Source organism: Promicromonospora sp. CA-289599 (genome assembly GCF_050936155.1).
Classification (GTDB): domain Bacteria; phylum Actinomycetota; class Actinomycetes; order Actinomycetales; family Cellulomonadaceae; genus Promicromonospora.
The window spans coordinates 641,722-654,952 of record NZ_JBNJNI010000001.1; the positions used below are offsets into that span (position 1 = coordinate 641,722).

The window sequence follows — 13,231 nt, forward strand, 5'->3', positions numbered from 1 at the left end:
CCACCAGCCGACGTGTCAGAAGCTCAGTTCACCCGGGTGAACTGAGCTTCTGACACGTTCTACGGCGTGTTGCGCCGTCAGACGACGGCGCCCGGCCCGTCGTCGTCGGGGTCCCGCTGGTGAGGCATGCGCCAGATCAGCACGCCGAGCCCGGCCACGAACAGACCGAGGCCGATCTGCCCGGCCAGCGGCGGGATCGACACTGATGACATCGCCGCCGACACGATCATGCCGATCAGGGCCAGCACCGGAACACCCACGACGAAGCTCCAGGCCATCGTGAGCAGCGGGTCGCGCGACATCAGCGGCGGCGGCTCCGGCGGCGTGAAGTGGGACTCCGCCTCCTCGAGCGCCTCGATCTCCGGCGTCAGCGGCCAGTCGCGCGGGCCGGCGGGCAGGATCACGCGCGACCCGGTCGCCGGCTCGTCGGAGCGGTCGCCCGCACGATCGCCCGCACGATCCCCGGCGCCGTCGTCGGCGGTGCTCTCGTCATCCGGCCGCTCGCCAGCCGGCCGCTCGCTACCCGGCCGCTCGTCATCCGGCCGCGAAGTCTGAGAGGATTCGGCGGGCCTCGTAGGGTCGTCGGCCGCGCCGTCTGCCCGCGAGGCACCCAGGTCGCCGAGGGTTGCGACGATGTCGGCCCAGCGCGAGGCCACGTCGTCGTCGCCCAGCTCGCGTGGGGTCTCGCCGGGCACGTCGTCGTCTCGGTCGTCGGTGTTCGATGCGGCCATGCGCACACTCTATTGTCGTCGGGGGGCCCGCGGGGCCGGGTCTGGAGGAGGAAGATCTTGTTCTACTGGGTGATGCGGAACCTGCTGGTCGGCCCGTGGCTGCGCCTCGCGTACAAGCCGTGGGTCATCGGCGCCAAGAACGTGCCGCGAACAGGCCCGGCGATCATGGCGAGCAACCACCTCGCGGTGATCGACTCGTTCATCCTGCCGCTCCTGGTCCCGCGCCGGGTGACCTTCCTCGCCAAGTCCGACTACTTCACGGGCAAGGGCGTCAAGGGCAAGATCGTGGCCTGGTTCATGACGGGCATCGGCATGATCCCCGTGGACCGCTCCGGCGGCGCCGCGAGCGAGGCCGCACTGCGCACGGGGCTGCGCGTGCTGCGCGAGGGCAACCTGTTCGGCATCTACCCCGAGGGCACCCGCAGCCCCGACGGCCGCCTCTACAAGGCGAAGACCGGTGTCGCCCGGATGGCGCTGGAGTCGGGTGCCCCGGTCATCCCGGTCGCCATGGTCGACACCGACGTCGCCCAGCCGCCCGGCCGGGGCCTGCCCACGTTCATGCCGCTCGGCGCGGTGATCGGCGAGCCGCTCGACTTCAGCCGGTACAAGGGCATGGAGACCGACAAGTTCGTGCTGCGCGCGGTCGCCGACGAGATCGAGTACGCGATCCTGGCGCTGTCCGGCCAGGAGTACGTCGACGCGTACGCGGCCAGCGCCAAGGAGCGCATGGCCCGCGGCGAACCGCTGCCCCCCGCGTCCGAGGAGGGCCCCGGCGGCCTGCCCCTCCCGGAGGTCGAGAAGCCGCAGCGCCCCCAGCGCTGAACCTCTCTCTGTCGGGAGAGGGTCAGCGGGGTGGCGGAGCCGTCGACGAGCGCTCCACCAGGGTGGTGGCCAGCTCGGTGCGGAGCGTGTGGCCACTGGCCGTGCGGGCCCGGTGCACCAGGTCGACGGCAGTGGCGCCCATCTCCGCGAGCGGCTGGCGCACGGTGGTGAGCGCCGGGTCGATCCACGGCGCGATCGGCAGGTCGTCGAAGCCGACGAGCGAGACGTCGCGCGGCACCGAGAGCCCGGCCTCGCGCAGCGCGCGCAGCGCGCCGAGGGCCGTGTCGTCGCTGCTGGCGAAGATCGCCGTGGGCGGCTCGTCCAGGGCCATGAGCCGCTGGGCGCCCTCGTACCCCGACGTCACGCCGTAGGCACCGACGTACACGAGCTCGTCGTCCGTGGGGGCGCCGGCCCGGATCATCGCTGCGCGGTAGCCCGCGAGCCGCGCGATGGCGTTGTCCTGCTCGAGCGCGCCGGTGATCGTGGCGATGCGCCGGTGGCCGAGCCCCAGCAGGTGCGCCGTCGCCTCGAGCCCGCCCTGGAAGTTGGTGGCCCCGACACTGAGCATGCCCTCGGGCGGCCGCTGCCGCGGGTCGACGACGACGAGCGGCGTGCCCGTGTCCTCCAGCGCGCGGCGCGCGTCGGCGTCGGGCACCGCGACGATGCTGACCAGGCCGTCGGTGCCGCGCTCCAGCGCGTGCCGCACCCAGGCGCTGCAGTCGTCGGGGTCCGGCTCGACCGCCAGGACGACGTCGAGCCCGAACCGCCGGGCGCCCGCGACGGCGCCGCGGACCACCGCCTCGGACCACGTGCCCTCGAAGTCGACGATCCGCACGTCGATCATGCCCGTGGGCTTCGCCGACGGCGGGCGAACGACGTACCCGTGACGCTCCAGCACCTCCGTGACCCGCGCGCGGGTGGCGCCCGCGACGTCGGGCCGCGTGTTGAGGACCTTCGAGACCGTCGGGACCGACACGCCCGCCTCGGCCGCGACGACCGCGAGCGGGATGCGGGACTGGTCCTGTGCCATGGGTCCTCCGTCGGCCTGGGCGAGATCGAGTTTCCGAAATCAGGATCGTAGCCGACGTCGGGACATGCGCTGATATCCCGGCAGGCGCTGCCATTGACAGCGCAGCGACCCACGTCTAACCTCCCGTGGTCTTTCCGAGATTGAGCTTCGAAATTTCGGAACAGCGAGATCAACAAAGGAGTGATCGTGAACAGGACACCTCGCCTCGTCGCAGCGGCGACGGCGTCGACCCTCACGCTGGCCCTCGCCCTCACCGGGTGCGGCCGCAGCGACGAGGCCGGCACCACTGCAGACAGTGCCAGCAGCATCTCGGACGGTCCCGCCACCGGCACCGTCGAGGTCTGGGCGATGGGCACGGAGGGCGAGCTGCTGCCCGAGCTCGCCGAGCGGTTCGAGGCCGACAACCCCGACGTCACGGTGAACGTGACGCCCGTGCCGTGGGAGTCGTCGACCGAGAAGATCAACACCGCCATCGCGACCGGTGAGGTGCCCGACGTCATGCAGGTCGGCACCACCCTCGTGAGCGGCTTCGTGGAGCTCGGCGGGCTCGCGCCCACGCCGGACGACATCGACTCCGAGGCCTTCTTCCCGGGCGCGTGGGACACCACCGTCGTCGACGGGACGTCCTACGGCGTGCCCTGGTACGTCGAGTCGCGCGTCCTGTACTACCGCAAGGACCTCGCGGAGCAGGACGGCCTGGAGGCGCCGAAGACCTGGGCGGACCTCACGGACTTCGCCGCCGGGCTGCAGGACGCCGGTGCCGAGCACGGCATCGCGCTCCAGACGCGCGGCAACTCCACCGCCCTGATGTACCTGCCGTTCTACTGGCAGGCGGGCGGCGAGATCCTGGACGACGCGGGCGAGTTCACGCTCGACGACGACGCCCAGGTCAAGGCCCTGGAGTACTACTCCTCCTTCATGCGCGACGGGCTCGCCCCGCCGGTGCTCGTCGAGGAGGAGAAGGTGCAGAACTTCATCGACGGCGACCTCGGCTCGTTCGTCTCCGGGCCCTGGGAGCGCGCCAACCTGCTGACGACGGCGGGCGACGACTTCGCCGACTCGTTCGGCGTGGTGCCGCTGCCCGCGGACGAGGCGACCGGTTCGTTCATCGGTGGCTCCAACCTCGGCGTCCTGGCCGACGCCGCCAACCCCGACGCGGCCTGGAAGTTCGTCCAGTTCGCCACCGACCCCGCCACCCAGGTCGACTGGTTCGAGATCTCCAACGACCTGCCTGCCGTGCAGGAGTCGTGGGACGACCCGGCGCTGGCCGACGACGGGGCGGTCGCCGTCTACCAGGACGTGCTCGAGACCGCTCGCTCGACCCCGGCGATCCCGACCTGGGCCGAGATCGAGCACGAGCTCGACCTGATCATCGAGCAGGTCATCGCCGGCGACATCAGCCCCCAGGACGCGGCCACGCAGATGCAGGACGCCGCGACCACTATCGGGACGGGTCTGGACTGACCGTGGCCGTCTCCGCACGCCGCCGCCGCACGGGCCTCGCCGCCTGGGGCTTCGCGCTGCCGTTCACCGCGCTGTTCGCCGTGTTCATGCTGGTCCCGGTCGCATCGTCCCTGTACATGGCGTTCACCGACATGCAGGGCGCCGACCTCCGGACGCCGTGGGCCGTGAACTTCGTGGGGTTCGACAACTTCGCCGAGGCCCTCACGGACCCGAAGTTCCAGCAGGCTGCCGGCAACACGCTCTACTTCGTGGGCGTGGCCATGCCGCTGACCCTCGGGATCGCGCTGCTGCTGGCGGTCCTGCTCAACTCGGGCCTGGTGTGGTTCCGGTCGGTGTTCCGCGTCGGCTTCTACGCCCCCGTGGTGACCTCGATCGTCGCGGTGGCGGTCGTGTGGCGGTTCCTGCTGCAGCCCGACTTCGGGCTGGTGAACTCGGCGCTCGGCGTGGTCGGGATCGAGGGGCCGCGCTGGCTCACCGACGAGACCTGGGCCATGCCTGCCCTCATCGTGATGGCCACCTGGCGCAACGTCGGGTACTCGATGGTGATCCTGCTGGCCGGGCTGCAGGGCATCCCGCGTGACGTGTACGAGGCGTCGGCCATCGACGGCGCCGGCGCGGTGCGCCAGTTCCGGTCCATCACGGTCCCGCTGCTGCGCCCCACGCTGCTGTTCTGCGCGGTCATCACCGGCATCGGCTACCTGCAGTTCTTCGAGGAGCCGTTCGTGATGACGCAGGGCGGGCCGCTGGGCGCCACCAACTCGGTGGCCTACGAGGTCTTCAACCAGTTCGGGTTCGGCAACTACGGCCTGTCGGCCGCGATGAGCTACGTGCTGTTCGTGGCGATCGTCATCCTGTCGTACCTCCAGTTCCGCCTGCTCAGGACTGAGAAGTGATGAACGGAGAAGTGATGGCCGCAGCAGCGCTGGCACCCGATGCCCCGACCCGGCGCCGCCGTCCCACCCCGCGCGCCATGGTCCTCAACGTCGTGCTCCTGCTCGGCCTCGCCGCCTCGCTCGGGCCGCTGCTCTGGATGGTCGTGTCGTCGGTCAAGCCGGAGGGCGAGATCCGGCAGTTCCCGCCCACCCTGATCCCCGACCAGGTCACGTGGTCCAACTACACCGAGCTGTTCTCCTCGCTGAACTTCCCGCGGTACTTCCTCAACTCGGTGGTCGTCGCGCTGGTCGTGACGATCGGGTCCGTGTTGTTCAGCGCGATGGTGGGCTACGCCCTGGCCAAGCTCGACTTCCCCGGCAAGCGAACCCTGTTCGCGCTGGTGATGGGCACGCTGATGGTGCCGGGCATGGTCACGTTCGTGCCGCTGTTCGTACTCGTGGCCAACCTGGACCTCATCAACACGTACGCGGCGCTGATCCTGCCGTTCCTGGCGGCCCCGTTCGGGGTGTTCCTCATGCGGCAGTTCATGCTCGACGTCCCGGACGAGTTGCTCGACGCCGCGCGCGTCGACGGCGCGGGCGAGTTCCGCACCTTCTTCCGGATCGTGCTGCCGCAGGCCCGCCCGGCGCTGGCGACGCTCGGCATCCTCACGTTCCTCGGGTCCTGGAACAACTTCCTGTGGCCCCTGGTCGCCGTGCAGTCGGCCGACCGGTACACGCTGCCCGTCGCGCTGGCCCTCTACTCGACGGGCCAGAACACCGTGCAGTACGGCCTGCTGGTGGCCGGCGCGACCGTCATCGTGTTGCCCATCCTCATCGTCTTCCTGGTCCTGCAGCGGCACATCGTGCAGGGCATCTCCACCACCGGCCTCAAGTAGTCGTACCAGCAAGGAGTTTCTCCGTGACCGAAGAGAGCACGCTGCCCACCGCACCCGGCTTCCTGTGGGGCGCGTCGACCGCCGCGCACCAGATCGAGGGCGGCAACGTCAACAGCGACTGGTGGGCCAAGGAGCACGTCGCGGGGACCCTGTGCGCGGAGAGCTCCGGCGACGCCGTCGACAGCTACCACCGCTACCCCGAGGACGTCCGGCTGCTCGCGGACGCCGGTCTGAACGCGTACCGGTTCTCGATCGAGTGGGCGCGCATCGAGCCCGCCGAGGGCGAGATCTCGCGCGCCCAGCTCGCGCACTACCGGCGCATGATCGACACGTGCCTGGAGGCCGGCGTGACGCCGGTCGTGACGCTGCTGCACTTCACGCTGCCGCGCTGGTTCGCCGAGCGCGGCGGGTGGTTCGCGCCGGACGCCGTCGACACGTTCAGCCGCTACGTCGAGACGGCCACCTCGATCCTGGCCGACGTCGGGCACGTGGTCACGATCAACGAGCCCAACATCACCTCGATGATGCTCGGCGCCAGCCGCCGCACCAACCTCGACGCCGCGGGCCTGGCCGCCCCCGACGAGGCCGCCTCCGAGATCCAGGCCACCGCGCACCGGCGGGCCGTCGAGATCCTGCACGGCCTGGGGCACGTGCGGGCGGGCTGGACCATCGCCAACCAGGTGTTCCAGGCGGCGCCCGGCGCCGAGGCCGCGCGGGACGCCTACGCCTACCCGCGCGAGGACTTCTTCCTGGAGGTCGCGCGCGGCGACGACTTCGTGGGCGTGCAGAGCTACCTGCGCACCATCATCGGGGCCGACGGCGAGCCGGTGCCGTTCGGCGACGACGTCGAGAAGACGCTGACCGGCTGGGAGTACTACCCGCAGGCACTCGGCGAGGCGCTGGAGTACACGCACCGCATCACCGGCGGCGTGCCGATGATCATCACCGAGAACGGCATGGCCACCGCCGACGACGCCCGCCGCATCGACTACACCCGCGGCGCCCTGGAGGGCATGGCCCGCGCCATGGCCGACGGCAGCCGCGTCGAGGGCTACCTGCACTGGTCCCTGCTCGACAACTACGAGTGGATGAGCGGCTTCGCGCCGACGTTCGGCCTGATCGCCGTGGACCGCACGACGTTCGAGCGCACGCCCAAGCCGAGCCTCGCGTGGCTCGGCGACGTCGCGCGCACCGGAAAGCTGCCTGCCTGACCTGTCACGACTACGACGACGTAGAGGAGACACACCATGAAGCGATACCCCCGGAGACACAGCACCGTGATCGCGACGACCGCCGTCGCCGCACTGGCGTTCACCGCACTCCCGGCGAGCGCCACGGGCGTAGCGCCGGACCAGGGCTCGGACCGGCGCACGCTGCGCACCTGGGCCGCCGACACCTGGCGCTCGTTCGACGCGCTGGTGGTCGAGGAGACCGGTCTGCCCGACGACAACATCGACGGCGACCTCGACCCCGCCAGCCGCGGCGGGTACACCTCGCCCACGAACATCGGCGCCTACCTGTGGAGCACCGTGGTGGCGCGGGACCTCGGGCTCATCAGCCGCAGCGAGGCACGCGGCCGGATGGCGACCACGCTGGACACCGTCGCCGGGCTGGAGCAGCACGAGCCCAGCGGCATGTTCTACAACTGGTACGACCCGGCCACGGGCGCCAAGCTCACGACGTTCCCCACGAGCGGTGACCCGGTCAAGCCGTTCCTGTCCAGCGTGGACAACGGCTGGCTGGCCACCGGCCTGCTGCTGGCGAGCCGCGCCGAACCGTCGCTGGCCGAGAAGGCGGACGCCGTCCGCGAGCGCATGGACTTCGGCTGCTACTACGACCCGGCGCAGAACCAGATCCGTGGCGGGTTCTGGGACGCCGACCCGCAGGAGACGGCGCCGGTCACCGGTGACTACTGCGGGATGGGCGCCGACGTCTGGTACACGGGCCACCACTACGGCGCGTTCAACACCGAGCCGCGCATCGCGTCGTACCTCGGAATCGCCGAGGGGCAGATCCCGGCGAAGCACTACTTCGGCACGTACCGCACGTTCCCCGACAGCTGCGACTGGGACTGGACCGAGACGCGGCCGGTCGGCGAGTGGGCGCGGTACCTGGGGGTCGACGTCTTCGAGGGCGCGCTGCCCTACCGCGGCATGCGGGTGGTCCCGACCTGGGGCGGCAGCATGTTCGAGGCGCTGATGGTGCCGCTCTTCGTGCCCGAGGAGACGTGGGGGCCGCGCTCGTGGGGTCGCAACCACCCGCTGTACGTGCGCGGGCAGATCGAGCACGGGATGCGGGAGGCGGACTACGGGTACTGGGGCTTCTCGCCATCGAACGACCCGGCCGGCGGGTACCGCGAGTACGGCGTGGACCAGCTCGGACTCGACGGGCCGGGCTACACCTCCGACCAGGAGCGGACCGCCGTCGACCAGCCCTACGAGGGCTGCCGCGAGGGATCGCCCGCGCCCACGGGGTACGGCGACGGGGTCGTGACGCCGCACGCGTCGTTCCTCGCGCTGCGGTACGCGCCCCGGGAGGCGATGGCCAACCTGCGGGGCATCGCGCGGGACTTCGACGCCTACGGACCGGGCGGCTTCTACGACGCCGTCACGGTCCGCAGCGGCCAGGTCTCCCAGCGTTACCTGGCGCTGGACCAGGGCATGATCATGGCCGCGCTCGGCAACGAGCTGGCCGACGACGCGATGCGCCGCTACGTCGCGCCCGGCGAGCTGGAGCAGAAGGTCCGCCCGCTGATGCGGATGGAGAAGTTCTCCGTAGGGTGGGACCGGTGACCGCCGTGGACCTCGCCTCGCGCCTGGGGCGCACCGTGCTGTACCAGATCTATCCGCAGTCCTTCGCGGACGCGAACGGTGACGGGATCGGCGACCTCGCCGGCATCACCGAGCGGCTGGACTACCTCGCGTGGCTCGGGGTGGACGCGCTCTGGCTCAGCCCGTGCTTCGTCTCCCCCTTCGCCGACGCCGGGTACGACGTCGCGGACTTCTTCCAGGTGGCTCCGCGCTACGGCACGAACGAGGACATGGCCCGGCTGACCGAGGAGGCGGGCCGCCGCGGCATCTCCGTGCTGCTCGACCTCGTGGCGGGCCACACCTCCGACCAGCACCCGTGGTTCCGCGCGTCCGCCGACGACCCGGACGACCACCGCTTCGTCTGGAGCGACGTGCCGGTGGAGGGGTTCCAGCCCGGGCTGGGTGCCCGCGGCGGGTACTACCGGCCGAACTTCTTCCCCGTCCAGCCCGCGCTGAACTACGGCTACGCCCGCCCCGACCCGGCAGAGCCGTGGCGTCAGCCCGTCGACGCCCCGGGCCCGCTCGCCAACCGCGCCGCGCTGCGGCAGATCATGGCGCACTGGTTCGACCTCGGGGTCGCCGGGTTCCGCGTCGACATGGCGTCGTCGCTCGTCAAGGACGATCCGGGCCACGTGGAGACGGGCCGCCTGTGGCACGAGACGCGCGCCTGGCTGGACGACGCCTACCCCGGCCGCGTGCTGATCAGCGAGTGGGGCGACCCGCGGGTCGCCGTCCCGGCGGGCTTCCACGTGGACTTCTTCCTCCAGTTCGGAGGCGACGACGACGGGCTGCCGTTCCGCTCGCTGTGGAACAACGGCGCCGGGACCGTGAACCCGTCCTGGGGCGAGGTGCCCGCCTGGGCCGGCGCCGACGGCACGGGCGACGCCCGCACGTTCGCCGACGCCTGGCGAGCCGCGGCCGACGCCATCGCGGCGACCGGCCGCGGCGGTGTGGTCGGCCTGCCGACGTCGAACCACGACTTCACGCGGCTGGTGGCGGGCGCACGCGACGCCGAGCAGGCCCGGGTGGCCCACGTGCTGACGATGACATGGCCCGCCCTGCCGTCCGTCTACTACGGCGACGAGATCGGCATGCGGTACGTGCCGGGCACACCGACCCTGGAGGGCTCGCGCCTGAGCCCCACGTACGACCGCGCGGGGTCGCGCACCCCCATGCAGTGGGGCGACCTGCCCGCCGTCCCGTTCGGCCCGGGCAGCCCCGGGACCTCGACGTACCTGCCGCAGGACCCGGACCCGGACCGGCCCACCGTCGCCGGCCAGGTGGACGACCCCGACTCCCTGCTGCACCTGGTCCGCGACCTGATCGCCCTGCGGCACGACGACGACCGCCTCGACACCGCCTCGTCGATCGAGGTGCTCACCACCGCGTACCCCCTCGCCTACCTCCGGGGCGGCACGCTCGCGGTGGTGCTCAACCCGGGCCGGGCCGCGGTGAGCCTGCCGCTCGACGGCGCCGCGGGCGCGCGCCCGCTCGTCGCCCGGGGGCTCCGTGTCGAGGCGGGCGACGACGGATACGGCGTCGTGCACCTGGACGGGCACGGGTACGCCGTGCTCGACCTGGACACGCCTGAGCAGTCCCGGCTCGCGGGTTAACCTTGGCCGCGTGGAACTGATCCGTAAGGGCAAGGTTCGCGAGGTCTACGCGGACGGCGACGACGTAATCCTGGTGGCTTCCGACCGTGTGTCGGTGTACGACGTCGTCCTGCCGACGCCCGTACCCGACAAGGGCGCGATCCTCACGCAGATCTCGCTGTGGTGGTTCCGGCAGTTCGCCGACCTCGTGCCCAACCACGTGATCAACGAGGACGTCCCGGAGGAGTGGAAGGGCCGCGCCGTCCGCTGCAAGCGCCTGGAGATCGTCCCCGTCGAGTGCATCGTGCGCGGCTACCTCGCGGGCGGCGGGCTGGAGAGCTACCGCGAGTCGGGCAGCGTGTCCGGCGTCGCGTTCCCGCCTGGGCTGGTCGAGGCCGACCGGCTGCCGCAGCCCGTCTTCACGCCGTCGACCAAGGCCGACGAGGGCCACGACGAGTACATCTCCATCGAGGAGATCGCGAAGGACCTGGGCGAGGAGACGACGAACCTCCTGCGGGACCTGTCGCTGACGATCTACGAGCGCGGCGCCGAGATCGCACGCGAGCGCGGCGTACTCATCGCGGACACCAAGTTCGAGTTCGGCACCGACGCCGACGGCGTCCTGACCCTCGCCGACGAGGTGCTCACGCCGGACTCCTCGCGCTTCTGGAAGGCGAGCGAGTACGAGCCCGGCCGTGGGCAGTGGTCCTACGACAAGCAGTTCGTGCGCGACTGGTCCTCGACGCTCACGGACTGGGACCGCACCTACCCCGGCCCGGAGATCCCCGCCGACGTCGTCGCGGAGACCCGCGCCCGCTACATCGAGATCTACGAGCAGCTGACCGGCGAGACCTGGGTCTGACCACCGACCGGACCGTGCGGCCTTCCCGCACGACGGCGAGGCTCGAACAAGCGTGTCAGTGTCTCCCGCTAGCCTCTGCCCCGTGAGCATCAGCGCGTCGGCATACCAGGCAACCTTCGAGGAGCTCGGCACGCCGCTGCGGGACGTCACCTTCGTGGTGGTGGACCTCGAGACCACCGGTACGAACGCCACAGAGGGCGGCATCACCGAGATCGGCGCCGTGAAGGTACGTGGCGGCGAGGTGCTGGGCGAGTTCCAGTCGCTGGTGAACCCCGGCCAGCCGGTCCCCGCGTTCGTCGCGCGGCTGACAGGGATCACGAACGCCATGGTCGCCACCGCGCCGGACATCGCGCTGGTGCTGCCGAGCTTCCTGGAATGGGCGCGCGACACGGTGCTCGTGGCGCACAACGCGCCGTTCGACGTCGGCTTCCTCAAGGCCATGTGCGCGCGGCTCGACTACGAGTGGCCCGGATTCACCGTCGTCGACACGGTGCCGCTGGCCCGGCGCCTGGTCACCCGGGACGAGGCGCCCAACCACAAGCTGTCCACGCTCGCCAACCTGTTCCACGCCAGCGTCTCCCCCGACCACCGCGCGCTGGCCGACGCGCGGGCGACCGTCGACGTCCTGCACGCGCTGTTCGACCGCCTCGCGCCCATGGGCATCACGCACCTGGAGGACCTGGCCACGGCCGCCGACCCGGTGCCGCCCGAGGTCCGTCGCAAACGACACCTCGCCGACGAGCTGCCGGCGTCGCCCGGCGTGTACCTGTTCCGTGGGCCGGGCGACGAGGTCCTGTACGTCGGCACGTCCGTCAACATCCGCAAGCGGGTGCGCTCGTACTTCACCGCCGCCGAGAAGCGGAAGCGGATCACCGAGATGGTGCGCATCGCCGAACGGGTCACCCCGGTGGCGTGCGCGACGCCGCTGGAGGCACAGGTACGCGAGCTGCGGCTGATCACCGAGCACGCCCCGCGCTACAACCGGCGGTCGAAGTTCCCGGAGCGGCACTCCTGGGTACGGCTCACCGACGAGGCCTACCCGCGGCTCTCGGTGGTGGGCGGCGTGGTGGCCGGCGCCGTGCACATCGGCCCGTTCGCGTCCCGGCGCACCGCACAGGAAGCCGTCCATGCCCTGCACGACGCCCTGAACCTGCGGCAGTGCACCGCGCGCATCCCACTGGTCTCCAAGACTCCCGGGAGCCCGTGCGCCCTGGCGGGCATGGGCCGCTGCTCCGCCCCGTGCGTCGCGACGGAGGGCCCGGACACGGCCTACGAGCAGGTGGCCGACGCCGCCCGCCGCGCTCTCACCGGTGATCCGTCACCGGTGGTGCGCGCGCTCTCGGACCGGATCGCCGCGCTCGCGCACCAGGAGCGGTACGAGGAGGCGGGCGAGGTCACCCGGCGGCTGCGCGCGTTCGTCACCGGCGCACACCGGGCGCAGCGGCTGGATCCGCTGTCCCGCTGCGCCGAGCTCGTGGCGGCGCGCCCGTCCGGCATAGGCGACGCACCGGGCAAGCCAGGAGGCTGGGAGATCGTCGTGATCAAGCACGGCCGGCTCGCGGCCACCGACGTCTCGGGACCAGGGGTCAACCCCCTTCCGCTCGTCTCGGCGCTGCGCACCACCGCCGAGCACGTCGAACCCCCGATCTCTCCGGCGCCCGCGGCACACCCGGAGGAGACCGACCTCCTGATCGCCTGGCTCGACTCCCCCGGCGTGCGTCTCGTGCATCTCAGCGACACCTGGGCCTGTCCGGTGCGGGCGGCCGGGGCGCACGCCGAGCTGACATGGGCGTCGGACCGGGTGCGCACCGAGATCAGCGGCGTTCCGGAACCCGGGAACCCGCTGCACGTGGATACGATGACGGCATGCTGACCGCGATCGTCCTCATCGACGCCGAGACGTCCCGCATCCCCGAGGTCGCGCAGGAGGTCGCGAACATCGACGGAGTGAGCGAAGTCTTCTCCGTGACCGGCAAGACCGACCTGGTGGCCATCGTGCGCGTACCCGAGCACGAGCAGCTCGCCGGAGTCGTGTCCGACGCCGTGAACAAGGTGCCCGGCGTGCAGAACACCGAGACCCTCATCGCCTTCCGCGCCTTCTCGAAGGCGGACCTGGAGCAGGCATTCGCCCTGGGGCTCGACGACTGAA

12 protein-coding genes are annotated in these 13,231 nt (G+C 71.4%); 10 read left to right on the top strand and 2 right to left on the bottom strand.

Going from position 1 to position 13,231, the window contains the following annotated elements; translation table 11 throughout:
* Positions 1–77: 77 nt before the first annotated feature.
* On the bottom strand, positions 78–731 hold the full coding sequence (locus tag ACQEVI_RS02690) for a hypothetical protein (RefSeq protein ID WP_432894375.1): 654 nt from the start codon (positions 729–731) through the stop codon (positions 78–80).
* Positions 732–788: 57 nt separating this feature from the next.
* On the opposite strand from ACQEVI_RS02690, the gene ACQEVI_RS02695 reads away from it, so the two are divergent.
* A complete protein-coding gene (locus tag ACQEVI_RS02695) occupies positions 789–1,553 on the top strand; it encodes a lysophospholipid acyltransferase family protein (RefSeq protein WP_432894377.1) in 765 nt (254 codons plus the stop codon).
* A gap of 22 nt (positions 1,554–1,575) precedes the next feature.
* On the opposite strand, the gene ACQEVI_RS02700 is transcribed toward ACQEVI_RS02695, so the two are convergent.
* A complete protein-coding gene (locus tag ACQEVI_RS02700) occupies positions 1,576–2,583 on the bottom strand; it encodes a LacI family DNA-binding transcriptional regulator (RefSeq protein ID WP_432894379.1) in 1,008 nt (335 codons plus the stop codon).
* Between the two features lie 186 nt (positions 2,584–2,769).
* Between ACQEVI_RS02700 and ACQEVI_RS02705 the strand changes: the two genes are divergently transcribed.
* The 9 genes from ACQEVI_RS02705 to ACQEVI_RS02745 all read left to right on the top strand — a co-directional run bounded on the left by ACQEVI_RS02705 (position 2,770) and on the right by ACQEVI_RS02745 (position 13,230).
* A complete protein-coding gene (locus ACQEVI_RS02705) occupies positions 2,770–4,047 on the top strand; it encodes an extracellular solute-binding protein (protein ID WP_432894381.1) in 1,278 nt (425 codons plus the stop codon).
* A gap of 2 nt (positions 4,048–4,049) precedes the next feature.
* A complete protein-coding gene (locus tag ACQEVI_RS02710) occupies positions 4,050–4,940 on the top strand; it encodes a carbohydrate ABC transporter permease (RefSeq protein WP_432894383.1) in 891 nt (296 codons plus the stop codon).
* 14 nt (positions 4,941–4,954) lie between these two features.
* The gene (locus ACQEVI_RS02715) at positions 4,955–5,818 is read left to right on the top strand and encodes a carbohydrate ABC transporter permease (RefSeq protein WP_432894385.1); all 864 of its coding nucleotides are present in this window, start codon (positions 4,955–4,957) and stop codon (positions 5,816–5,818) included.
* Positions 5,819–5,841: 23 nt separating this feature from the next.
* On the top strand, positions 5,842–7,029 hold the full coding sequence (locus ACQEVI_RS02720; RefSeq protein ID WP_432894387.1) for a glycoside hydrolase family 1 protein: 1,188 nt from the start codon (positions 5,842–5,844) through the stop codon (positions 7,027–7,029).
* Positions 7,030–7,065: 36 nt separating this feature from the next.
* Positions 7,066–8,610, top strand: coding sequence for a glucoamylase family protein (locus ACQEVI_RS02725; protein WP_432894389.1), 1,545 nt, complete (start codon positions 7,066–7,068; stop codon positions 8,608–8,610).
* Positions 8,607–10,241: an alpha-amylase family glycosyl hydrolase gene (locus tag ACQEVI_RS02730; RefSeq protein WP_432894391.1), complete on the top strand. Its 1,635-nt coding sequence runs from the start codon at positions 8,607–8,609 to the stop codon at positions 10,239–10,241. Before ACQEVI_RS02725 ends, ACQEVI_RS02730 begins: the two co-directional genes overlap by 4 nt.
* Before the next feature lie 10 nt (positions 10,242–10,251).
* Positions 10,252–11,082, top strand: a complete 831-nt coding sequence (locus ACQEVI_RS02735; RefSeq protein ID WP_432894393.1) for a phosphoribosylaminoimidazolesuccinocarboxamide synthase — start codon at positions 10,252–10,254, stop codon at positions 11,080–11,082.
* Positions 11,083–11,164: 82 nt separating this feature from the next.
* Positions 11,165–12,955 (top strand): DEDD exonuclease domain-containing protein, encoded by a 1,791-nt coding sequence (locus tag ACQEVI_RS02740; protein ID WP_432894395.1) that lies wholly within the window; start codon positions 11,165–11,167, stop codon positions 12,953–12,955.
* Positions 12,949–13,230 (top strand): Lrp/AsnC family transcriptional regulator, encoded by a 282-nt coding sequence (locus ACQEVI_RS02745; RefSeq protein WP_116676031.1) that lies wholly within the window; start codon positions 12,949–12,951, stop codon positions 13,228–13,230. The genes ACQEVI_RS02740 and ACQEVI_RS02745 overlap by 7 nt, the downstream gene beginning before the upstream one ends.
* Position 13,231: the final 1 nt, after the last annotated feature.

Coding starts and splice junctions, on each gene's coding strand:
- ACQEVI_RS02690 (WP_432894375.1), bottom strand. CDS start 731: ATGGCCGCATCGAACACCGACGACCGAGACGACGACGTGCCCGGCGAG.
- ACQEVI_RS02700 (WP_432894379.1), bottom strand. CDS start 2,583: ATGGCACAGGACCAGTCCCGCATCCCGCTCGCGGTCGTCGCGGCCGAG.
- ACQEVI_RS02715 (WP_432894385.1), top strand. CDS start 4,955: ATGGCCGCAGCAGCGCTGGCACCCGATGCCCCGACCCGGCGCCGCCGT.
- ACQEVI_RS02725 (WP_432894389.1), top strand. CDS start 7,066: ATGAAGCGATACCCCCGGAGACACAGCACCGTGATCGCGACGACCGCC.
- ACQEVI_RS02745 (WP_116676031.1), top strand. CDS start 12,949: ATGCTGACCGCGATCGTCCTCATCGACGCCGAGACGTCCCGCATCCCC.